We start from the raw sequence: 22,019 nt of genomic DNA on the forward strand, positions 1-22,019 counted from the left end.
AAGTCAAGATATTTACCGATCAGGGCAGGCTTGCTTTATCATTGCGGAGTCTACAACCTATCGATATTTCAGCAGGAACATCATGTCTTCTCAGAACCGTCTTGATTTTGTCCGCTTTGCCTCGCAGGAAGGCGTCTTGCGCTTTGGTGAGTTCAAAGTAAAGTCCGGCCGTCTCAGTCCCTATTTTTTCAACGCCGGTCTGTTCAATACCGGCAGGTCGGTTGGTGAGCTGGGCCGGTTCTATGCGCAGGCGCTGCGCGATTCCGGCGTGGGATTCGATATGTTGTTTGGCCCTGCCTATAAGGGCATTCCGCTGGCAGCAGCGACGGCGATCGCGCTGGCGGGTCTCCCATCGCAAGCGGCGGAAGTGCCGTTTGCCTTCAATCGCAAGGAAGCCAAGGACCATGGTGAGGGTGGCACGCTGGTAGGCGCGCCGTTGCAGGGGCGCGTCGTGATTATTGATGATGTGATTACTGCCGGTACCTCGGTGCGCGAATCCGTGGAGATTATTCGTGCTGCCGGTGCTACGCCTGCCGCTGTGCTGATTGCGCTGGACCGCATGGAGCGTGCGGGTGCAGATGATGCGCTGTCTGCGCATTCTGCCGTACAGGATGTGCAACAGAAGTATGGCATGCCGGTCGTCAGCATCGCATCGCTGGACGATATCATGCAATTGCTTGATGAAGATGCGACTTTTGCACAGCATCAGGAGGCCGTATCGGCCTACCGTAATAAATACGGGATTCTGCGCTGATTATCGCAATGCGCCGCCGGGTGTGTCCGGCGGTTGTTGCAGAAGAGGCTGCAACGGATGGCTAACATGACCATCGATGCAGCCTGTTTTGAACCATCAGCCCAGTTTTTCTTTGAGTAACTGGTTGACCTGGGCAGGATTGACCTTGCCCTTGCCGGCTTTCATGATCTGACCGACCAGTGAATTGAAGGCTTTCTGTTTGCCTGCACGATACTCTTCAACAATGCCAGAATGAGCCGCCAGCACCTCATCGATCAGGGCGCCAATGGCACCGGCGTCGCTCACCTGCTTGAGCCCGCGTGCTTCGATAATGGCATCCACATTGCGCTCATGCTCACCGGCCCATAGGGCGGCAAACACTTCGCGCCCGGCCTTGTTGGACAGCGTGCCGTCGGCAATACGCTGAATCAGGCTGGCCAGGTTTTCAGGTGAGACCGGGCTATCGGCAATCTCGCGTTCTTCCCGGTTCAGGGAAGCAGCCAGTTCGCCCATGATCCAGTTCGAAGCCAGCTTGGCCTGTTCGGCAGGCAGGCGTGCCATGGTGGCGTCGAAAAAGTCGGATACGCTACGGGTAACGGTCAGCTGGGCTGCGTCGTATGCGGGCAGGCCCAGTTCGGTTTCGTAGCGCTCGCGGCGCACCACGGGCAATTCGGGCATGTCGGCGCGAACCTGTTCGATCCATTCGCTGCTGATCATCAGTGGTGGCAGGTCGGGGTCCGGGAAGTAACGGTAGTCATGCGCGTCTTCCTTGGTCCGCATGCTGCGCGTTTCATCGTTCACGTCATCGTACAGCCGGGTTTCCTGGATGATGGTGCCGCCATCTTCCAGCACGTCGATCTGGCGGCGGGCCTCAAACAGAATGGCGCGCTCCAGGAAGCGGAACGAGTTGACGTTCTTGATCTCGGTGCGTGTGCCGAATTCCTTCTGCCCGACAGGGCGAACCGAGACGTTGGCGTCGCAACGGAACGAGCCTTCCTGCATATTGCCGTCGCAGATACCGAGCCAGACCACCAGGCCGTGCAGGGTTCTTGCGTATTCTACGGCTTCGGCAGCCGAACGCATTTCCGGTTCAGTGACGATTTCCAGCAGGGGCGTACCGGTGCGGTTCAGGTCAATGCCGGTGGCCGGCTCGCCTTGCGGGCCCTTGAAAGTGTCGTGCAGTGACTTGCCGGCATCTTCTTCCAGATGCGCGCGCGTCAGGTTCACGGTTTTCTCTTCATCGCCCACAAAAAAGCGGATTTTGCCACCGATCACGACTGGGATTTCAAATTGGGTAATCTGATAGTTTTTCGGCAGGTCGGGATAAAAATAGTTTTTGCGCGCAAAAATGGAGCGGGGCGATACGGTGCCCCCCACGGCCAGGCCGAAACGGATGGCGCGGTCCACAGCGCCCCGGTTCATGACAGGCAGGCTGCCGGGCAGGGCCAGATCAACGCAGTTGGCCTGGGTATTGGGCGCAGCGCCAAAGGCGGTGCTGCTGCCCGAGAAAATTTTGGATTGGGTAGATAACTGGGTATGGGTTTCCAGTCCGATAACAATTTCCCACTTCATGATTGGATATCCGGTGTGCGTGTGTGCCAGTCGGTGTGCTGCTGGAAGCAGTCGGCTACGGCCAGCAGGCGGCCTTCGTCAAAATAATTACCAATAATGTGCAGGCCGACCGGGCGGGTGCCATTGCGGCCGAAACCACAAGGCACCGACATGGCCGGCAGGCCTGCCAGACTCACGCCCAGGGTATAAATATCGGCCAGCCAGTCGGCGGTCGGGTCTTCGTTGTTGTCGCCAATGTTCTTGGCCACATCAGGGGTGACCGGCCCGACGATGATGTCGCACTGGGTGCTGAGCGCCTGGTGAAAATCGTCCACGATCAGGCGGCGGATGCGCTGCGCCTGCAGGTAGTAGGCATCGTAGTAGCCCTGGGACAGCACATAGGAACCGATCAGGATGCGTCGCTGCACTTCGGCGCCAAAGCCTTCGGCACGGGAGCGGCTGATCATTTCATCAATATTCCGATAGGCCGTGGCGCGATGGCCGTAGCGTACGCCATCGTAGCGCGACAGGTTGCTGGAGGCTTCGGCGGGCGCAATCACGTAATAGGCGGGAATGGCCAATTCGGTGTTAGGCAGGGAAATGTCTACTCTTACCGCACCGAGCTTTTCAAGCTCGACCAGGGCTGCTTCAACGGCAGCGGCGACCTCGCTGTTGAGGCCGGCGCCGAAATACTCGCGCGGCACCCCGATGCGCAGCCCCTGCAGCGGCTTGGCGCCGCCCTCACGGTAGCCGGCGCTTGCCTTGTCGAAGGATTGCTGCACACGGCCCACGATATTGGGCGTACCCAGACAGTCCTGCAGACTGGTCGAATCCATGGGGTCGAAACCACTGATGGTGTCCAGCACCGTGACCAGGTCTTTGGCGTTGCGGGCCAGCGGACCGGCCTGATCCAGGCTGGATCCAAAGGCGACCATGCCGAAGCGGGACACCGTGCCATATGTGGGTTTGATGCCGCTGATGCCGCAAAGAGCGGCAGGCTGGCGCACGGAGCCGCCGGTGTCGGTACCGGTCGCGATGGGCACGATGCCAGCGGCAACGGCCGCAGCCGAACCGCCGGAAGAACCACCGGGCACGGCCTGCGGGTCCCAGGGATTGCGACAGACGCCGAAAGCCGAGTTTTCGTTGCCGGACCCCATGGCGAATTCATCACAATTGAGTTTGCCGATGTTGACCGCACCGGCATTGGCCAGATGGGTGACTACGGTGGCATCGAACGGGCTGACATAGTCCTTGAGCATCAGGCTGCCGGCCGTGGTGCGCCACTGGCGCGTCACGAAGACGTCTTTGTGGGCCAGCGGAATGCCGGTAAGGGCATGGACATCGCCACGTGCGATGCGTTCGTCGGCGGCGCGCGCCTGGGCGAGCGTCAGTTCGGGATCAATGTGCAAAAATGCGTTCAGGCTGGCGTACTGGCCGGCGCGATTGAGCGCGGCTTCTGCCAGTTCGACGGCGCTGACCTGTTTGCCGTCCAGCGCCTGGCGCAGTCCGGACAGACTGAAACTGGAAATGTCGGTCATTGGTTACTCGATTACTTTGGGTACTAGAAACAGACCTTCTTCCTGGGCTGGGGCATTGGCCATGAGCCGGGAGCGGGTGGTCTCGGAGGGTGTTTCGGTGACGGCGTCGTCACGCAGACGCAGGGCAATATCCTGGATGGCCGACAGAGGGTGCGCCAGTGGTTCAACCCCATGGGTGTCCACGGCCTGTAGCTTTTCAATAAGACCAAGAATGCTGTTCAGATCGGTGAGCGCCTGCGCCTGTTCTGCCGGATCCAGTTCGAGCCGGGAGAGACGTGCAATGCGGTTCACATCGTTTTCGGTAAGAGCCATAAACGCTTGTTTTTCAGAAAAAAATTGAGTCGCCGGAGAGGTCGCGTGAAGGTTGTCTGAAAATAGTCAGCGGTTTGGGAAAAACAGTCTGCAAAAACAGTAAATCACGCGATCAAAAAGTAATTATACGTTATGATTACGTGTTCACTCGTTCAAACCTGTGTGTCGAGCCCTTTTGCGCTCCACAAAATCTTCCTCTGACCCTATTTTTAAACTGAGCGATTATGTTCGGATTTCTAAGAAGTTTTTTTATCTACTGATATGGCCATCGACCTGGGTACGGCCAATACCCTGATCTATGTGCGCGGCAAAGGCATTGTGCTTGATGAACCATCAGTCGTTGCCATCCGTACCGAAGGCGGTTCCAATGGCCGCCAGATCATTCAGGCGGTGGGCCATGCCGCCAAGCAGATGCTGGGCCGGGTACCAGGCAATATCGAAGCCATTCGGCCCATGAAAGACGGTGTGATCGCCGACTATTCCGTAACAGAACAGATGTTGCGTCAGTTCATCCGTATTGTGCATCCGCGCAGCCTGTTTACCATGAGCCCGCGCATCATCGTGTGCGTGCCCTGCGGCTCAACTCAGGTGGAACGTCGAGTGATTCGCGAATCGGCTCAGGGCGCAGGCGCCCGTCAGGTTTTTCTGGTTGAAGAGCCCATGGCGGCTGCCATTGGCGCCGGCCTGAATGTATCCGATGCCAGCGGTTCCATGGTCGTCGATATTGGTGGCGGCACCACCGAAGTGGCCGTTATTTCCCTGGGTGGCATGGTATATAAAGGCTCGGTGCGCGTGGGGGGTGACAAGTTCGATGAAGCCATCATGAACTATATCCGCCGTAACTATGGCATGCTGATTGGCGAGCCAACCGCTGAAGCCATCAAGAAAACCATCGGCTCCGCGTTCCCTGGCACCGAGGTCAAGGAAATGGAAGTCAAGGGTCGCAATTTGTCCGAAGGCGTGCCCCGCAGCTTTACCGTCTCTTCCAATGAAATTCTCGAAGCACTCACCGAGCCGCTCAACCAGATTGTCTCGGCCGTGAAAATCGCGCTGGAACAGACGCCGCCCGAACTGGGTGCCGACATCACCGACAAGGGCATTGCGTTGACCGGTGGCGGTGCACTGCTGAAAGATCTGGATCGTCTGTTGCAGGAAGAAACCGGCATTCCGGTGGTGGTTGCCGATGACCCGCTGACCTGCGTAGTGCGCGGCTGCGGCGAAGCGCTGGAGCATATCGACAAGCTTGGCCAGATTTTTATTGACGACTAAGGTTGTCTGAGAGAAGCGGCGTGCCCGGTCCGCTGCTTCTCTTTCTGCTGTTGTCTTCCTGATCCTTCCGTTCCCGTTTACGGTTGCCTTATGCAGCAAAACAGTTCACTACGTTTTTTCACCCACGGGCCTGCTGCAGAGGTCAGACTTTTTTTTCTGGCTATTTTTTGCGTGGGCCTGATGATCGCCGATTCGCAAACCCGCTATATCGAGCCGGTGCGTAAAGCGGTGTCCGTGATGCTCTATCCGTTTCAGAAAACGGCGATGTGGCCGCGCGATGCCGTCACACAGGTATACGATTGGTCTAACGCCATTACCATTGCCAAACAGGAAAGTGCCGCCGTCCAGCGCCAACGTATTGAGCTGGCACAGCTGTCCACGCATGCCGCACAAATGGCGGCAGAAAACGCCCAGTTGCGTCGCCTGCTGGCTGTCAAAACCACGGTGCAGACACCTTCTGTCGCCGTGGAAATTCTGTACACCTCCGTTAACCCGCTGAACCAGACGCTGGTGCTCACCAAAGGCAGCAACGATGGCATCCGTCCGGGTATGCCGGTCATTGACGAGGGCGGCGTGGTGGGCCAGATCCGGCGCGTCACGCCCATGACGTCAGAGGCCACACTGGTTACCGATAGCAAAATTTCAGTTCCGGTCATGGTGCTGCGCAACGGCTTGCGGGTTATTGCCTTTGGCTCGGGACAAACGGGGCGGCTGGATGTGCGCTATCTGGGTCTGGGGGCTGATATTCGTCCCGGCGATGATCTGGTCACCAGCGGTATCGGCGGAATCTACCCGCAAGGCCTGTCTGTCGGAAAAATTGCAGCGGTCGACAACAATTCAGCAGAAGGTTTTATGCGCGCACGCGCCGTGCCATCAGCTCATCCGGAGCGCTATCGTCACTTTCTCGTGTTGCTGGTTCCGACCGATAATCTGCCGGATATTCCGGCTTCGCTGACCGACTCAGGCAACAGTACGGCAACGGGCAGGGTGAACTGAGATGGTCAAACGTAGCCTGACTGCGCTGGAACCCCTGCAACGGACCAACTATGTATATGGTTCAAGCCCCATTTACGCCTGGATCACCATCCTTTTGACCTGGCTGGCGTCGCTGCTGCCGTGGCGTGAGTGGGAGGGGGCACCCGATATTCTGATTCTGGTGCTGGCCTTCTGGTGCGTACAGCAGGTGCGCGGGGTCGGCCTGACCAGTGCCGTGATTTTCGGCCTGCTGATGGATGTGCATGATGCAACAGTGATGGGTGGACACGCGCTCAGCTATGTACTGGTGATTTTCGGTGCACTGGTGTTTCGCCGCAGGATGGCGCAGTTCGGTTTCGTCAGCCAGATGCTGCAAATGTTACCTGTGTTTTTTCTGGCGCCTTTTCCGTCCCATCTGCTGAACGCATGGCTGCAGGGCGCCTGGGGTGGCTGGACCTGGCTGCTGTCGGGGCTGATCACAGGCGTGATGTGGATTGTGGCCGATCTGATTCTCAAGCTGCCGCTGCGGCCGGTAGACGATAACGAAACGCTGAACTGACGGGAACCGGGCTATGTTCGAATTCCGCAAGCGTTCTACCATTCAACGAAAGAAAATCCGGTTGCGCGTACTGGTGGCGCTGGTGTTCGTGCTCGGATGCTTCGGGCTGTTGATCGACCGTTTGTGGGTGCTGCAGGTTGAACGCTATCAGGGGCTGGCGGAGCGTGCAGACCGTAACCGAATTGCATTGGTACCCATCGCGCCGCGGCGCGGCGATATCGTAGACCGCAATGGCATGGTGCTGGCGCGCAGCTATCGCGACTATACGCTGGAAATCGTTCCGGCCCAGGTGAAGAACCTGGATGAACTGATCACTCAGATCAGCGCGGTCATCCCGCTGACACCGCTGGATATCCGCCGCTTCAAGCGCCGCATGGGTCAGACGACCCGCTATGCGTCGGTCATGCTGCGCGGTAACCTGACCGATGACGAAGCGGCTGTTTTTGCTGCTCATTCCTTTCGCTTTCCTGATGTCAATCTGCGTGCTCGCTGGGTTCGTGAATATCCGCAAGGCGAGTCGGCTGCGCATGTCGTGGGCTATGTTGGTCGTATTTCCGAGAGAGATCAGGAACGTCTGGAACAGGATGGGGTCGAGGGCAACTATCGCGGCACCGATGTGATCGGCAAAAAAGGGATTGAAGCCAGCTACGAAGCGGTGCTGCACGGCAAGACCGGCTGGGAAGAGGTGGAGGTGGCGGCATCGGGCAAGCCGGTGCAGGTTTTGAAGCGGATTGATCCGATTCCGGGCGACACGCTGCACCTGTCTATTGATATGGGCTTGCAGAAAATGGTCGAAGACCTGTACAGCAAGGGCTTTGTCAAAGAAGGGATGCCCGAGCGCGGGGCACTGGTTGCGCTTGATCCGCGTAACGGGCAGGTGCTGGCCTATGTGTCGGCGCCCTCATATGATCCGAATCTGTTCATCGACGGTATCGACGTGGAAAACTGGCGCAGGCTGGCCGATTCACCAGAGCATCCGCTGATCGACCGTCCTGTGTCAGGTACGTTTCCTATAGGCTCTACCTACAAACCGTTTGTCGCCCTGGCGGCGCTCAAGCTGGGTGTGCGCGATCCGAATGCCCGCATTCCCGACCCCGGCTATTTTGAATATGGCAACCAGCGTTTTCGCAATGCCGGTGGCGCGGCCTACGGGCCGACCAATATGCATCGGGCGCTGGTCGTTTCTTCCGATACCTACTTCTTCAGCCTGGGTCCCCTGATTGGCGTGGATGCGCTGCATGACTTTTCGCAGCTGTTCGGATTCGGGCGCAAGACCGGGATTGATCTGGATTACGAGAAGATCGGCATTTTGCCCTCGCGAGAATGGAAGAAAAAAGCCTTCAAGGACCCCCGCCAGCAGCGCTGGATTCCTGGTGAGACGATTTCGGTTGCGGTAGGGCAGGGGTACAATTCCTTTACCATTATGCAACTGGCGCAGGCAACATCGACGCTGGCGGCCGACGGCAAGTATATTCGCCCGCATCTGGTCAGCGAATTGGAAAATACGGTTAACAAGACCCGTACGCCAACGGTGAAGCAGCCCGATTATCAGATTCCGGTGAGCCAGGCGTCGATCCGGCTGGTTAAGGATGCGCTGGTTGATGTTACCCGCCGCGGGACGGCCAGGCGCAGTTTCGCTGGCGCGGCTTATGATTCTGCCGGCAAGACCGGTACCGCTCAGGTTTTCAGCCTGAAGGGATCAAAATACAATTCGCGTAATCTGAAGCGCAATCTCTGGGATCACGCACTCTATATGGGTTTCGCACCAGCCAATGAGCCGAAAATCGCCGTGGCGCTGATTGTCGAAAATGGTGGCTGGGGGGCCAGTATTGCTGCGCCTATCGCCCGTAAGGTCTTTGACTACTGGCTCTCGCCGAAGCGCTCGGCTCAGGTCGATTCGGTTCCCGTGCTGGAACTCGACAGCGACGAACCTGCCGAAGATACGTCGCCCGATGTGATGGTGCCGCAGGATGTGCCGGCCAATCCTGAAGACAAGGCGCCGGAACACTTGCCTGATATTCTTGCGCCGGTTGGCAATGGCAGTGGCCGCAATGGCGCTGAACAAAGGCAGAATAATGAATAAATTGATGGACTGGATCCTGCGGGCGTTCCGCGCGTTTGACTGGCCGCTGCTGCTGATTCTGGTCATTTTCTGCATGCTGGGCATGACGGTCATGCATTCTGCAGTGGGTGGAACCGACTGGCGTTTTGCCAGTCAGGCGCGCAATTTTCTGCTGGCCTTTTTTGTCATGTGGTTCGTTGCGATCATCCCGCCCTCACGCATCATGAAATTTGCCATTCCGCTCTATGTCGTTGGCGTGCTGATGCTGGTTGCCGTACTGCTGGTGGGTATTACCAACAAGGGGGCTACGCGCTGGCTGAATATTGGTGTCACAGTCATCCAGCCATCTGAAATGATGAAAATCATTGTGCCGTTGATGCTTGCCTGGTATTTCGATAAACACCGCTCCGAGTTGCGGGTACTGGATTTTCTGATTGCCGGGGTGTTGCTGCTGGCGCCATTCATGCTGATCATTCGGCAGCCCGATCTGGGTACCGGGCTGCTGGTGCTGAGCACGGGTTTTTTCATTATCTATTTTGCCGGTCTGTCATTCAAGCTGATTGCGCCTGTATTTGTACTGGGCGTGGCGGCCATCGTGATGATCCTGCATTATGAACCGGTGCTTTGCGGCCCGGATTTTGACTGGGTTATTTTGCATGAATATCAGAAGCATCGGGTGTGCACATTGCTTGATCCTGGCAGCGATCCGCTGGGCAAGGGGTTTCATACTATCCAGGGCATGATTGCCATCGGTTCTGGCGGGTTATACGGCAAGGGATATATGCTGGGTACCCAGACGCATCTGGATTTTATCCCCGAGCGGACCACCGACTTTATCTTTGCCGTCTTTGCCGAAGAGTTCGGGCTGTACGGCGGCGTCATGCTGTTGCTGTTGTACACGCTGTTGCTGTTGCGCGGCTTTCTGATCACGATCAGAGCGCGCACTCAGTTCGGACGGCTGCTGGCGGGCGCCATGACCATGATGCTGTTTATGTATGTGTTCGTGAACATGGGCATGGTCATGGGCATTCTGCCGGTAGTGGGTGTGCCGTTGCCTTTCATGAGCTACGGTGGCACCGCACTGGTCACGCTGGGTTTTGCCTGCGGCCTGTTGATGAGTATTTCCAATTACGTACCCAGCCGCAAGTCGGCGCGATCCGAGGAGTAATCACCGCTGCGGCTGTCAGCGGTGTGTTATTTGTTCAGAACAGGCGCGGTGTGCCGCTTGCACCGTTTGGCGTTTCATCAAAATAGCCGGTCAGCAGCTTGCGCAGGGGCGCCGGCAGCGCTGTATCGGCCAGCGTGTCCAGCGCCACCCACTGCCAGCGACTGGATTGGTCGGCTTCGTCGCCAACGGGCGGCAGCATGGCCGGCAGGGCCGGGGCGTGCAGCAGCAGCGGCTCGATATGCAGGCGAAAATGGGTGAATACATGCTCGAATGCGGCCAGTGCGACCGGCGCCGTGTGCTCGCCGAGCGCCTGCTGCAGATAGGCGGTACAGGCCTGGCGGTCCCTGAACTCGGGCAGCGTCAGCAAGCCACCCCAGATGCCTTTATCGGCCCGGCGATACATCAGAATCTGCTCGTTTTGCTCCAGAATCAATACACAGACCTGGCGTAGCGGCACCACCTTGCGCTGGCGCGGCGTGGGTAGCTGTGCCTGGCGGCCTTCGCGCTTTGCGACGCAATGACCGGCCAGAGGACAGCGATGACAGGCCGGCTTGCTGCGCGTACACAAGGTTGCACCCAGATCCATCAGGCCTTGCGTGTATGCCGCCATATCGATATCGTCCGGCACGGCTTCAAGGTGCTGCCAGGCCCGTTCCCACAGGACGGCCTCAGTCGCTTTTTTCTGGGTTTCGCCTTCAATGCCGTAATAGCGGCAAAAGACCCGCTTGACATTTCCGTCCAGGATAGGCTGGCGCGCGTTGTAGCAGAAGGCGGCGATGGCATTGGCCGTGGATGGTCCGATACCCGGCAGTTTGGCAATATCGTCGGCGTTTTTCGGGAACGCACCGTGCCAGTCATCCACAATGACCCTGGCGCAGCGATGCAGATTGCGTGCCCTTGCGTAGTAGCCCAGCCCTGCCCAGTAGGGCATGACCTCTTCCTGGCTGGCCCGGGCCAGCGCGTGCAGGGTGGGGAAACGGGACAGGAAACGGTCATAGTAGGGAATGACCGTCGCCACCTGCGTTTGTTGCAGCATGATCTCGGAGAGCCAGACGCGATAGGGGTCACGGCTGCCCTGCCATGGCAGGTCGTGCCTGCCGCGTTCACGCTGCCAATCAATGACGGTACCGGCAAATGACATGGATCAGAAACGCGAATGCCGGGTCATGGACCATTGCGCTGCCAGCGCCGCTACAATCATCACCAGTACAATGGCGGTCGCCAGCCAGGTCACATCGGGCAGGCGGATCACGAAATCGGTGCCGTAGCTTTCCGAGAGCCGGGCAATGGCGCCGTTGAGCGAAGCCAGCCCGAAAGTGGTCAGCAGAAGCGACAGCACGCCGGCGATCAGGCCGGTCAGGGCGCCCAGATACAGAAAGGGGCGCCGCACGAAAGACTCGGTAGCGCCCACCAGGCGTGCCACGGCGATTTCTTCCCGCTGTACCAGCGCCTGCATGCGCACTGTGTTAAATACCGTACCGATAACCACCACGGCAACACCGATGGCCAGCAGCAGCAAAACGCCGCGGGTAAAGGACAGAATCGCGTCCAGCTTTTGTACCCAGGCGCTGTCGAACTGCACTGTGTCTACGTTATCCAGACTGCTCCATGCCTGCGCCAGTTCCTGCGCTTTACCCGCCTGATCGTCCATTGCTTTGATCGTCACGACAATCGAATTGGGCAGGGGGTTACGCGGCAGCACTTTCAGGGCGTTGGACCAGGATTCGGAGGCGCGTAATCCTGCCAGCGCCTCGTTTTTATCGATCACTTCCAGTTTTTCTATATAGGCCTGATTTTCCTGCTGCAGCTTGTCGCCCAGCTCGCGCGTTTCTTCCAGTGGTACCTGCCCTTTCATGAACAGCGTGATAGCCGGGTTCACCGAGACATCGCGTGCTACCGGTTCCATGGAAACCAGGATGGAGCTGGCCAGCAGAGGCAGTGCCAGTACAAGGGCAATCACCGCAATGTTGGTGAGCGACGAAAAGGGTGTAGCCAGCAGGCGCCGGATGGCGATATGCATGGCGTAAAAATGATGTCTTATCCAGGTTTTCATGCGTGGGTTCCCAGATCCTTGAAGCGGCCCGGCTCGATCAGCAGCGTGCGGTTGGCGTGCCGGCGCAGCAGTTCAAGGTCATGTGAAGCAATAAGCGTGGTCACGCCGACACGATTGAAGTCACGGAATACTTCCAGAATCTTCTGGGCACTGGCCTGATCCAGGTTGGCCGTGGGTTCGTCGGCGATCAGAATGGCGGGTTTGTTGACAATCGCGCGGGCAATGGCCAGGCGTTGCTGTTCGCCGCCTGACAGCGCGATCGGGTTGAGCTGTTCCTTGCCGGACAGGCCGACCTTGGCGATCGCAGCGCGTGCCCGCGCGGCTGCCTTGTCCGAACTCAGGCCAATCACCGCCAGCGGCAGCATGACGTTTTCGAAGGCACTCCGGTCATACAGCAGATGCATATTTTGCAAAATCACGCCAACGGCACGCCGCAGATAGGGCCTGGCACGGCTGCCGATCTGGTCCATGTGCTGGCCCTTGACGATGACGGACCCGCGCGTGGGTGCTTCCAGTCCGCCGATCAGCTTGAGAAGCGTGGATTTGCCGGCTCCGGATGGACCGGAGACGAAAACGAATTCACCCGGCGCGATGCTGAAATTGATATCAGCCAGGATATTCGCACCCTGTCCGTAGGATTTGAAGACATGCTGGAATTGAATCATGAGGATCCGGTTACTTGAAATTCGGTTCTGTTAACGCGTATTTTAGAGTAATTGCCTATCCATTAGGGTATTTACGATTGTGATTGCATGAACTGGCGCATGGGCCGAACAAGATAGGGTATAACGATGGTATTCTTTACGTCATGCTGGTTCGCTGCGGCCTGAAAACAGGTACGATGTGGTTTCAGCCTTTTTATTCGTACCTGATCGCAGGAACCGAAGCCGGCAGACCCGGTCCCTCCTGATACTGTAACGCATGAAGAAAAACAAATCCAAAGGCATGGCCTTTTCCTGGAGTGATCCAACATTTCGCTCGATGGTCTATCAGATTGTCGTGCTTGGGCTGGTCGCTGGCGGTGTCTGGTATTTGGTGACAAATACCATTCACAATCTGGAAGTGCGCAATATCCGCAGCGGTTTCGATTTCCTCGGACGTGAGGCTGGCTTTGCCATCGGCGAATCGCTTATAGACTATTCGCCCACCGATACTTATCGGCGCGCCATTCTGGTGGGTCTGGTCAATACCCTTTATGTTTCTCTTGTGGGGATCGTGCTGGCCACGCTGCTGGGGGTTGTGATGGGCATTGCCCGCCTGTCAAAAAACTGGCTGATTGCAAAGCTGGCTGCCGTGTATGTAGAGGTGCTGCGCAATATTCCGCTGCTGATTCAGCTTTTTTTCTGGTACGCGCTGATTGTGGAAACCTTGCCGGGTCCGCGCCAGGCTATGCATCCGCTGCCGGGCGTGTTTCTGTCCAATCGCGGCTTCCGGTTTCCTTCTGCCGAAGGCGAGGGCCTGATATGGATGCTGGCCGCCGTCGTGCTTGCCTTGTTGCTCACCGTGGTGGCGGGCCGGTATGTGCGCCGTCGGCAAATCGATACCGGCGTGCAAACGGCGCTGTGGCCAATAGGTCTGGCGCTATTTATTCTGTTGCCGGTGGCCGGGTTTTTTCTCGGTGGCGGCGAACTGGTTTTCAGTGTGCCTGAACTCAGGGGATTCAATTTTGCCGGTGGCGCCAGCATTACGCCGGAGTTGACTGCGCTGCTCTGTGGGCTGGTGATTTACACATCGGCCTTTGTCGCGGAAATTGTGCGCTCGGGGATACAGGCCGTGCCTGCCGGCCAGTGGGAGGCAGCCGGCTCCGTTGGGCTGAGTCGCCGTCGTGCGCTGCGTCTGATCATTCTGCCGCAGGCGTTACGGATTATGATTCCACCGCTCACCAGCACCTATCTGAACCTGATAAAAAACAGCTCACTGGCAGTGGCTATCGGCTACCCGGATATTGTGTCAATCATCAATACTACCCTGAATCAGACGGGGCAGGCGATCGAGGGTATTCTTATTGTCATGGCCGCGTATCTGACGGTCAGCCTGTCTATTTCCCTGTTCATGAACTGGTATAACCGGCGCATTGCGCTGGTGGAGCGATAGCCATGAATATGACGACACAGGATATGGATATCGCCGCCGCAATGCCGCCGCCCAGAGGGAAAAGCGGTGCGTTCGGCTGGTTGCGGGCGCGCCTGTTTTCTTCACCGCTGAATATTCTGATTACCCTTTTCCTGGTATGGTTCTTGCTGATGAGCTTGCCGCCACTGGTGGAATGGGCGCTGCTTAAAGCCAATTTCACCGCCAGCAATGCTCAGGAGTGCAGCGCCGCATCGGGCGGTGCGTGCTGGGCCTTCATTCGGGAAAAATATCGCCTCATTCTGTTCGGCACCTATCCTTACGATGAACAGTGGCGGCCCTTGCTGGCAACGCTGGTGCTGCTCGCTGTCATCATCTGCAGCGCCTTGCGGCGTTTCTGGAATTGGCGGCTGGTTGTGATCTGGGTGGTCGGCCTGGCGGTGGTGGCCGGTCTGATGTGGGGCGGTTTTGCCGGCCTGTCTTACGTAGAAAATACGCGCTGGGGCGGCCTGCCGCTGACGCTGATCCTGTCCACTTTCGGGATTGCGTTTGCCTTCCCCATTGGCGTGGTACTGGCGCTTGGGCGCCGCTCGGATATGCCGGTCATCAAAGCGCTGTGCGTGGTGTATATCGAAATTATCCGCGGCGTGCCACTGATCAGTCTGCTCTTTATGTCGTCTGTCATGCTGCCGCTGTTTTTGCCGGAAGGGATATCGATTGACAAACTGTTGCGGGCACAGATTGCCATCATCATGTTTGCTTCTGCCTATGTGGCCGAGACGGTTCGCGGCGGATTGCAGGCGATTCCCCGGGGACAGATCGAAGGCGCCCAGTCTATCGGCCTGAATTATTGGCAGACCATGCGCAAAATTGTGTTGCCACAGGCGCTCAAAATCGTGATCCCGCCACTGGTGAGTATTTTCATTGCTCTGTTCAAGGACACATCGCTGGTGGTCGTTATCGGTATTTATGATCTGACGCTGTCGGCCAAGGCATCCCTGTCAGATCCGTTGTGGCGGGGGTTCAGTATTGAAGCGTATTTGTTCATTTCCCTGATTTATTTCGTGTTCTGCTTTGCCATGTCCCGCTATTCCAAGCGGCTTGAAGCACAGCTGGATACGGGCTATTCGCGCTAGCCGCCAGACCCTGGAGTTAATCTGTGTCAGAAACTATTATCCTCATGGAAAATGTCAACAAGTGGTACGGCCAGTATCATGTACTGCGAGACATCAATCTGGACGTTGCTGCGGGCGAGCGCATCGTGATCTGTGGACCGTCCGGCTCCGGAAAGTCGACGCTGATCCGGTGCATCAACGCCCTGGAGTCGCATCAGGAAGGCAGGATTGTCGTTGACGGAACGCAACTGAGCGACAATCTGAAAAAAATCGAACAGGTGCGCAAAAATGTGGGCATGGTGTTCCAGCACTTTAATCTGTTTCCGCATCTGACCGTACTTGAAAACCTCACGCTGGGGCCGATCTGGGTCCTGAAACAGTCGCAGCAGCAGGCGCGCGACACCGCCATGCAGTATCTGGAGCGGGTGCGCATACCGGATCAGGCCGGCAAGTTTCCCGGCCAGCTGTCCGGGGGGCAGCAACAGCGTGTTGCGATCGCCCGTTCGCTGTGCATGAACCCCAAAGTGATGCTGTTTGACGAGCCCACCTCTGCGCTGGACCCGGAAATGGTCAAGGAAGTGCTGGACGTGATGGTTAATCTGGCCGAAGAGTCTGGCGTGACCATGCTGTGCGTCACGCATGAGATGGGCTTTGCGCGCCAGGTTGCCGATCGTGTGGTGTTCATGGACCAGGGCAGCATCGTGGAGCAGAACACGCCGGATGCGTTTTTTGACCATCCGCAACATGAACGTACCCGTCATTTTCTGGACCAGATTCTGCACTAATGCCCTGGCCGGGATGCCGTCCCGGATTCCGGTGTAAAATGGCGGCATCAAGCGGCCCTATACAGCTACGTATACGGCTATTTACACCAACGGTTACAAAATCATGGCAGACAATTTCGAATCTGATATTACCAAGTTCATCAAGCAGTACAAAGACGAACACCCTGGTACCGAAGAGCGGCAACGGCAGGGGCGCGGACTCCTGTGGGATAAAACCCTGGATACCGACCTGCTCGATGGTTTCAGAAAGGCCAAAGTGCCCCAGAAACCCTACGTGTATTCGAGCAATAGCTGAACGCCCGAATGACGGTGCCTGCCGATCAGCTCAACGCGCTGGTCTCTCCTGAAGTGGATTCCACACCCGACACCATCGATTCGGTCGCATTGGCGCGCCTGTACGGTGAGCCGCTGTTCAATATTCCTCAGGATCTGTACATTCCGCCAGATGCGCTGGAAGTTTTCCTGGAGGCCTTTGAAGGGCCGCTGGATCTATTGCTGTACCTGATCCGCAAGCAAAACTTCAATGTGCTGGATATTCCCATGTCGGAAGTGACCCGGCAATATCTGAATTATGTGGATCAGATCCGCAAGCACAATCTGGAGCTGGCCGGCGAATATCTGCTGATGGCGGCCCTGCTGATTGAAATCAAGTCGCGTATGCTGCTGCCGGTCAAAAAATCAGACACCGGTGAAGAGGTGGAAGATCCGCGTGCTGAGCTGGTTCGTCGTCTGCTGGAGTATGAGCAGATGAAGCTGGCGGCCCAGAAGCTCAATGAATTGCCACAATTGGGTCGTGACTTCGAGCGTGCTCGCGCCTTTATGGATCTGAGCACCGAGAGGGCACTGCCCGAGGTGAATGCTGAAGACCTGCGTCTGGCCTGGCTGGACATCATGAAGCGGGCCAAACTGAATGCACACCACCATATTACGCGCGAACAGCTATCGGTGCGTGATCATATGACCCATATTCTGCGTCGTCTGTCTGACGTGCGATTCATGGAATTTCGGGATCTGTTCTATGAGCGGGTGGAAGATGGTGATCCGGCGGCAGTCGTCGTGGTTCATTTTCTGGCCATGCTGGAACTGGCCCGTGAAACCCTCCTGGAAATCACCCAGGCAGAACCCTACGCCCCCATTTATATTCGTCTCTCATATAGCAGCCAGGCCGTGGCCTGACCTGTCAAAGGAATCAGATTGAAAGTTGTACATACCATTGAAGAGCTCAGGGATCAGTTGCGCGGCCAGTTGCGTGCGTCTTTCGTTCCTACCATGGGCAATCTTCACGAGGGCCACCTGGCGCTGATGAAAATGGCGCGCCAGCATGGTGATCCGGTTGTAGCCAGCATTTTTGTGAATCCCCTGCAGTTTGGGCCCAATGAAGACTTCGACAAATATCCGCGTACGCTGGAAGAGGATATTCGCAAGCTCGAAGAGCGGCGGGATGTATATGTGCTGTTTGCACCTGCGGTCAAGGAGATGTATCCGGAGCCGCAAAGTTTCAGGATTCAGCCGCCTGAAGGCCTGGGTAATATTCTGGAAGGCGAGTTTCGCCCGGGGTTTTTTTCCGGGGTATCAACGGTGGTGCTCAAGCTGTTTTCCTGTGTACAGCCCAAGGTGGCCGTGTTTGGTAAAAAAGACTATCAGCAATTGATGATTGTGCGCAAAATGTGCCGTCAATTCCAGTTGCCGATCACTATTTATGCGCATGAAACCGTGCGCGAAGATAGCGGATTGGCCATGTCTTCACGCAACCGCTTTCTGTCGGACAGCGAACGCGCTGAAGCGCCGATTTTGTATCAGACCCTGGAGGCGGTTCGCAATCAGTTGCAGACGGGCGATGCCAGCGTGGAATCCCTGGAAGCATTCGGTCGCAAGAAGCTTGCTGATCGCGGATGGGAAGTAGACTATGTGTCGGTGCGCCGTCGGCATGATCTTAATCCGCCGTCGCAGGAGGAGATTCTTGCCAACGAACCGCTGGTCGTACTGGCCGCAGCCAAGTTGGGAACAACCCGTCTGATTGATAACCTGGAATTCGCATATCAACCATAGACTGTCAATACTGATAGTTTTTGGTCACTGGCATGATCACTATAATTTGTCCCATCTTCACAAGAAATAAGAGGAATCAAGATGGGAACAGGAGAAAACATGCCAGGGCTGGATGTCCTGATACAGTGCCTGACGCCACGGGAAAAAGAAGTTTTCTTTTTTATTACTCGCGGCTTGCCAAACAAGGTTGCGGCCGCCGAACTCGGCGTGTCGCAACGAACCATAGAAGCACATCGGGCCCGCATTTTTCGAAAAATGCATGTTCGTAATGCCACAGAGCTGGCACGGCAGGTGTTTTCCCGGCTCAACCCGCATATCTCCGACAATCAACAGGCATGAACCATCACGGTTACCTGGCGGTATAGACCGTGCAAGGCGTGAACGATCAGATCATGGCAGCCGGGTTAGGACGGCTTGCTTATTAACGCGCCGGGCAGAAAAACGAAGTGTCGTTCTGTAATGCGCTGGACGAATCCTTATCTGCCTGTATGGTGAGTGTATAGCGTCGGGTGATTGTTCTGGTGCCGAGCGTTTGTACGTTGAGCACAGCCGGGCTTTGCATGCTGAACGAAGCGATACTGGCGCTGCTGCCGTTGGCACGTAGCGGTAACAGATGTACCAGAGGCCGGGTTCCGGGTTCCGGTCTCCAGCAGCCGGCGTCTGTGCGCGGTGCGCCGGCTGGTACCAGAGGCTGCGATATCCGCTGCCAGCGCCCGTCTGGTAACAGAGTGAGGGTCACGCGCTGTACGGAGCATGCTGCCGTTTCGCACGGGATGGAGCCAAGAAAGGTTCTGCCTTCCGGTATCAGGCCCTGGGTTGTGGATTGCCGCTGTCTTTCGGCAAGCAGCTCGGCCTGGGTGGGCTCCGACGTGCCGAAGGGAATCTGGATTTGCCCGCTCCCAGGATAGGCAGACGCAGGCCGCGTTTCACGCTCTCGGGTCGCGGTATCGCTTGCCGTTGAGTGTTGCGCCGAGGTGCTGCAACCGGCCAGCAGGACCAGAAGGGAAGCCGACAGCAGTGCCGGTCGAAAACGGAATGGAACAGAAAGCATGACAGTTTTTTTCCTATTAAACAGGATCAGCGTCAGGGTCAAAGCCGGGACTGAAGTCGGAACTAAAGCCCGGATCAAAGCCCGGATCAGAACCCGGATCAAAGCCCGGATCAGAACCCGGATCAAAGCCCGGATCAGAACCCGGATCAAAGCCCGGATCAAAGCCCGGATCAAAGCCCGGATCAGAACCCGGATCAGAACCCGGATCAGAACCCGGATCAGAACCCGGATCAGAACCCGGATTTGGAATAAAGCCAGGAAGACGTCACAGGCCTGCGCGGACACTGAACTAGCTGAACTAGCGGCATATTACCACGGCAATATCCATCCCGGCACAGCCAGTCGTTTTGGATCAACCCATCGGATTTCCGATGGTGCCGGCAGCGTCATGCACGGGGCAGGCGGGCAGGCATCGATCGTGGGAGGCACCGGCGTGAAGACGTTGCCGGCGTCCGGGTTCTCGGGTGGCTGTCGGGTGCTGCTGTAGGGTTATGTTTTTGCTTAGTGTTTTGATGGCGTGCAGTTTGTGGCCCGCATATGCATTGCTATGCGCTGTTCTGCGCTGGCGTTACGGGCACGCAGCAGTGGCTGCTTGCGTGGTCACAGCGGGCTGGCGCTTTACGGGCATCCTGCTGTTGATAGTGGGGATCGCATTGCCGGTATTTCTTTACCTGCTTACCTGTGAGTGGTCTCGGCAGTGGCTGTTGTTCTTTTACCTGCTGGCCTTGTTGACGCTGGCTGATATTCAGATGCGCTTGTTGCCCGATTATCTGCTGGCATTACTGCTGCTTGTAGGCCTGCTGTCAATCGTGGCCGGCCTGCCGGACACGCCGACGCTGGCCCATGCCCTGCCTGCGTTTGCTGTCACGGTGCCGGTGGTGTTGCTTTGCATAAGACGATGCGAGGCTGTTGGGAGCAGGCCTGCGCTGGCTGCAGGCGACCTGAAGATGATCGCCGTGCTGACCCTCTGGTTTCCTTACAATCAATTACTCTTGCTGTTATGTGTGGCCTGTTTTGCAGGACTGGTGTACATTCTGGTAATACGATGTATAACCGGTGCGTTGCTGCGGACCATTGCGTTTGGCCCCTGTCTGGCGTTGGGCGCGCTTGCAATGCATGTATCCTGCGACTGTCCGCAGGCAGATATGGGCAGTACATATTGCATGATCAGGCCAGGCGTTGCGCGCCCGGCCTTGTTTTTCAAGGGAGTCTGCGTTGTACAGGATAGGTCTGACAGGGGGCATCGGCTCGGGTAAGTCCACCGTTTCGCAATTGCTTGCCGCCCGGGGTGCCAGCGTGATTGATGCCGATGCCCTGTCGCGGTCCCTGACCCAGCCGGGAGGTAAGGCCATGCCGGCTATTGCACAGGCATTTGGGAGCAGGGCAGTGCAGGCAGACGGTGCCATGGATCGCGCTTATATGCGCCAGCAGGTTTTTCAGGATGTGGCTAAGCGGCGTCAGCTCGAACAGATTCTGCACCCGCTTATTGGTCAGGCGACGCAGGCCGCCGCCGCGGCAGCCACCGGGCTTTATCTGGTCTACGATATTCCACTGCTGGTTGAGTCTCTGGCCCGATATCGCCCGATAATGGACCGAATCTGTGTGGTAGACTGTGAAGAAACAGAACAGATCGCGCGCGTGCAGGCACGCAGTGGTCTTTCGGTACAGGCCGTCACGGACATCATGAGTACTCAGGCGCGACGCCAGCAACGGCTGGCAGCCGCTGACGATGTGATCTTCAACGGTGCCGGTATTACACTCGCCATGCTCGAAGAGCGGGTGCAGCAGGTGCATGAGCATTGGCTGCAATTGAGCGGGCAACAGAAGACACAATAGCAGGGCGGCAACTGCGGGCCTGCAACCCCGCTGCGCCAGGGACGCGAGATCGCCATTCCCCGGCAGCAGTGAGCAGGCGCCTGGTGCCTGCATAATGTGATATCAAAAAAGAAAAGGGTCAGTCAATTGGTTTTATACGAATATCCTATTAATGAGCGTATCCGATCCCTGATGCGACTTGAATATCTGTTCAAGCGATTATTTGCATTTATCAGTGGAACCAGTCCCATGCATCAGCATGTCGCATTATCCCTGCTGTTTGAAATTATGGATACATGCGATAGGGCAGAAGTGCGCTCCGGGATTTTGCAGGATATTGACAGGCAGAAAGCCAATCTGGAAAACTACCGCCACCATCCGAATATTGATCTGAACGCCCTCGATGCGGCCATTGGCGATTTGAATCGTGTGTCCGTCGCGCTGATGGGTAAGGGCCGCATTGGTCAGGCTGCGCGCGAAAACGAATGGCTCATGAGTCTGAAAAACCGCTTTGCCGTGCCAGGCGGTACCTCGCAGATTGATATCCCTTCCTACCATGCCTGGCAACTGTCGCCTGAAGAGAATCGCCAGCGCGCAATCACCCAGTGGGTTGAACCCTTCATGCCGTTATTCGATGGTGTCAGTGTGGTGCTGAAAATGCTGCGTGAGTCGGGTAGTCCGATTGATGCCGGCACCCAGGAAGGGGGCGTCTTTCAGGAAATGCTCGGCGGTAAAATATACCAGATGGTGCGAGTATGGGTATCGGACGAGCGCCTGATCTATCCGGAAATCAGTGCGAACAAATATGTGGTATGGGTACGCTTTTCCGAACTGGACAATCAATACAAAACGCAACTGATTACAACACCTACTGCATTCAAATTGTCATTCTGTAATGTCTGAATGTGGCGGTT

General features: G+C 57.0%; 24 protein-coding genes. 17 read left to right on the plus strand and 7 right to left on the minus strand.

What is annotated here, in order from left to right:
* Nucleotides 1-82 precede the first annotated feature (82 nt).
* Complete coding sequence (gene pyrE, locus MIM_RS04675; RefSeq protein WP_025371609.1) at nucleotides 83-754, plus strand: orotate phosphoribosyltransferase; 672 nt, start codon at nucleotides 83-85, stop codon at nucleotides 752-754.
* 96 nt (nucleotides 755-850) lie between these two features.
* Here the strand turns inward: pyrE and gatB are convergent, their stop codons facing one another.
* Genes gatB through gatC form a run of 3 tightly spaced genes read right to left on the minus strand, consistent with a single transcriptional unit; the run spans nucleotide 851 to nucleotide 4,134 of the window.
* On the minus strand, nucleotides 851-2,305 hold the full coding sequence (gene gatB / locus MIM_RS04680; RefSeq protein ID WP_025371610.1) for an Asp-tRNA(Asn)/Glu-tRNA(Gln) amidotransferase subunit GatB: 1,455 nt from the start codon (nucleotides 2,303-2,305) through the stop codon (nucleotides 851-853).
* Entirely contained in the window at nucleotides 2,302-3,822 is a 1,521-nt protein-coding gene (gatA, locus tag MIM_RS04685) for an Asp-tRNA(Asn)/Glu-tRNA(Gln) amidotransferase subunit GatA (protein WP_025371611.1), read from the minus strand. The genes gatB and gatA overlap by 4 nt, the downstream gene beginning before the upstream one ends.
* Nucleotides 3,823-3,825: 3 nt before the next feature.
* Nucleotides 3,826-4,134 (minus strand): Asp-tRNA(Asn)/Glu-tRNA(Gln) amidotransferase subunit GatC, encoded by a 309-nt coding sequence (gene gatC, locus MIM_RS04690; RefSeq protein WP_025371612.1) that lies wholly within the window; start codon nucleotides 4,132-4,134, stop codon nucleotides 3,826-3,828.
* A 261-nt stretch (nucleotides 4,135-4,395) separates the two neighbouring features.
* Between gatC and MIM_RS04695 the strand changes: the two genes are divergently transcribed.
* The 5 genes from MIM_RS04695 to rodA all read left to right on the plus strand — a co-directional run bounded on the left by MIM_RS04695 (nucleotide 4,396) and on the right by rodA (nucleotide 10,167).
* Nucleotides 4,396-5,403: a rod shape-determining protein gene (locus MIM_RS04695; RefSeq protein ID WP_042069967.1), complete on the plus strand. Its 1,008-nt coding sequence runs from the start codon at nucleotides 4,396-4,398 to the stop codon at nucleotides 5,401-5,403.
* A gap of 90 nt (nucleotides 5,404-5,493) precedes the next feature.
* The gene (gene mreC / locus MIM_RS04700) at nucleotides 5,494-6,399 is read left to right on the plus strand and encodes a rod shape-determining protein MreC (protein WP_025371613.1); all 906 of its coding nucleotides are present in this window, start codon (nucleotides 5,494-5,496) and stop codon (nucleotides 6,397-6,399) included.
* Between the two features lies 1 nt (nucleotide 6,400).
* Complete coding sequence (gene mreD, locus MIM_RS04705; protein ID WP_042069969.1) at nucleotides 6,401-6,937, plus strand: rod shape-determining protein MreD; 537 nt, start codon at nucleotides 6,401-6,403, stop codon at nucleotides 6,935-6,937.
* Between the two features lie 13 nt (nucleotides 6,938-6,950).
* Nucleotides 6,951-9,020 (plus strand): penicillin-binding protein 2, encoded by a 2,070-nt coding sequence (gene mrdA / locus MIM_RS04710; RefSeq protein WP_025371615.1) that lies wholly within the window; start codon nucleotides 6,951-6,953, stop codon nucleotides 9,018-9,020.
* Entirely contained in the window at nucleotides 9,013-10,167 is a 1,155-nt protein-coding gene (gene rodA, locus MIM_RS04715; protein ID WP_025371616.1) for a rod shape-determining protein RodA, read from the plus strand. The genes mrdA and rodA overlap by 8 nt, the downstream gene beginning before the upstream one ends.
* Before the next feature lie 34 nt (nucleotides 10,168-10,201).
* On the opposite strand, the gene mutY is transcribed toward rodA, so the two are convergent.
* From mutY to MIM_RS04730, 3 genes are read right to left on the minus strand one after another with little or no spacing between them, the layout of a single operon-like run.
* Complete coding sequence (gene mutY / locus MIM_RS04720) at nucleotides 10,202-11,308, minus strand: A/G-specific adenine glycosylase (protein WP_025371617.1); 1,107 nt, start codon at nucleotides 11,306-11,308, stop codon at nucleotides 10,202-10,204.
* A gap of 3 nt (nucleotides 11,309-11,311) precedes the next feature.
* Entirely contained in the window at nucleotides 11,312-12,220 is a 909-nt protein-coding gene (locus MIM_RS04725; protein WP_025371618.1) for a cell division protein FtsX, read from the minus strand.
* The gene (locus MIM_RS04730; RefSeq protein WP_025371619.1) at nucleotides 12,217-12,885 is read right to left on the minus strand and encodes a cell division ATP-binding protein FtsE; all 669 of its coding nucleotides are present in this window, start codon (nucleotides 12,883-12,885) and stop codon (nucleotides 12,217-12,219) included. The genes MIM_RS04725 and MIM_RS04730 overlap by 4 nt, the downstream gene beginning before the upstream one ends.
* A gap of 256 nt (nucleotides 12,886-13,141) precedes the next feature.
* Between MIM_RS04730 and MIM_RS04735 the strand changes: the two genes are divergently transcribed.
* From MIM_RS04735 to MIM_RS04765, 7 genes are all read left to right on the plus strand, one after another.
* Nucleotides 13,142-14,314 carry an amino acid ABC transporter permease gene (locus MIM_RS04735; protein WP_025371620.1) on the plus strand — a complete coding sequence of 391 codons (1,173 nt, stop codon included), beginning with the start codon at nucleotides 13,142-13,144 and terminating at the stop codon, nucleotides 14,312-14,314.
* 2 nt (nucleotides 14,315-14,316) lie between these two features.
* Nucleotides 14,317-15,426, plus strand: a complete 1,110-nt coding sequence (locus MIM_RS04740) for an amino acid ABC transporter permease (RefSeq protein WP_025371621.1) — start codon at nucleotides 14,317-14,319, stop codon at nucleotides 15,424-15,426.
* Nucleotides 15,427-15,470: 44 nt separating this feature from the next.
* Nucleotides 15,471-16,190 carry an amino acid ABC transporter ATP-binding protein gene (locus tag MIM_RS04745; protein WP_042069972.1) on the plus strand — a complete coding sequence of 240 codons (720 nt, stop codon included), beginning with the start codon at nucleotides 15,471-15,473 and terminating at the stop codon, nucleotides 16,188-16,190.
* A gap of 103 nt (nucleotides 16,191-16,293) precedes the next feature.
* Nucleotides 16,294-16,485: a DUF3460 family protein gene (locus tag MIM_RS04750; RefSeq protein ID WP_025371623.1), complete on the plus strand. Its 192-nt coding sequence runs from the start codon at nucleotides 16,294-16,296 to the stop codon at nucleotides 16,483-16,485.
* 8 nt (nucleotides 16,486-16,493) lie between these two features.
* Nucleotides 16,494-17,366 (plus strand): segregation and condensation protein A, encoded by an 873-nt coding sequence (locus MIM_RS04755; protein WP_042069974.1) that lies wholly within the window; start codon nucleotides 16,494-16,496, stop codon nucleotides 17,364-17,366.
* An 18-nt stretch (nucleotides 17,367-17,384) separates the two neighbouring features.
* Nucleotides 17,385-18,239, plus strand: a complete 855-nt coding sequence (panC, locus tag MIM_RS04760; RefSeq protein ID WP_025371625.1) for a pantoate--beta-alanine ligase — start codon at nucleotides 17,385-17,387, stop codon at nucleotides 18,237-18,239.
* A gap of 81 nt (nucleotides 18,240-18,320) precedes the next feature.
* Nucleotides 18,321-18,578 (plus strand): response regulator transcription factor, encoded by a 258-nt coding sequence (locus MIM_RS04765; protein ID WP_025371626.1) that lies wholly within the window; start codon nucleotides 18,321-18,323, stop codon nucleotides 18,576-18,578.
* Between the two features lie 82 nt (nucleotides 18,579-18,660).
* Here MIM_RS04765 and MIM_RS21995 read toward each other — a convergent pair whose 3' ends face one another.
* Nucleotides 18,661-19,290 (minus strand): hypothetical protein, encoded by a 630-nt coding sequence (locus MIM_RS21995; protein ID WP_025371627.1) that lies wholly within the window; start codon nucleotides 19,288-19,290, stop codon nucleotides 18,661-18,663.
* On the opposite strand from MIM_RS21995, the gene MIM_RS04775 reads away from it, so the two are divergent.
* The 4 genes from MIM_RS04775 (at nucleotide 19,289) to zapD (ending at nucleotide 22,008) form a co-directional block, all read left to right on the plus strand.
* Nucleotides 19,289-19,777 carry a hypothetical protein gene (locus MIM_RS04775; protein WP_025371628.1) on the plus strand — a complete coding sequence of 163 codons (489 nt, stop codon included), beginning with the start codon at nucleotides 19,289-19,291 and terminating at the stop codon, nucleotides 19,775-19,777. The genes MIM_RS21995 and MIM_RS04775 overlap by 2 nt on opposite strands.
* A 37-nt stretch (nucleotides 19,778-19,814) precedes the next feature.
* Nucleotides 19,815-20,546 carry a prepilin peptidase gene (locus MIM_RS22380; RefSeq protein ID WP_158318693.1) on the plus strand — a complete coding sequence of 244 codons (732 nt, stop codon included), beginning with the start codon at nucleotides 19,815-19,817 and terminating at the stop codon, nucleotides 20,544-20,546.
* Nucleotides 20,506-21,126 carry a dephospho-CoA kinase gene (coaE, locus tag MIM_RS04785; protein ID WP_025371630.1) on the plus strand — a complete coding sequence of 207 codons (621 nt, stop codon included), beginning with the start codon at nucleotides 20,506-20,508 and terminating at the stop codon, nucleotides 21,124-21,126. Before MIM_RS22380 ends, coaE begins: the two co-directional genes overlap by 41 nt.
* Before the next feature lie 96 nt (nucleotides 21,127-21,222).
* Nucleotides 21,223-22,008 (plus strand): cell division protein ZapD, encoded by a 786-nt coding sequence (gene zapD / locus MIM_RS04790; protein WP_281178008.1) that lies wholly within the window; start codon nucleotides 21,223-21,225, stop codon nucleotides 22,006-22,008.
* Nucleotides 22,009-22,019: the final 11 nt, after the last annotated feature.

Origin of the sequence: Advenella mimigardefordensis DPN7 (assembly GCF_000521505.1) — a bacterium.
Lineage (GTDB): Bacteria > Pseudomonadota > Gammaproteobacteria > Burkholderiales > Burkholderiaceae_B > Advenella > Advenella mimigardefordensis.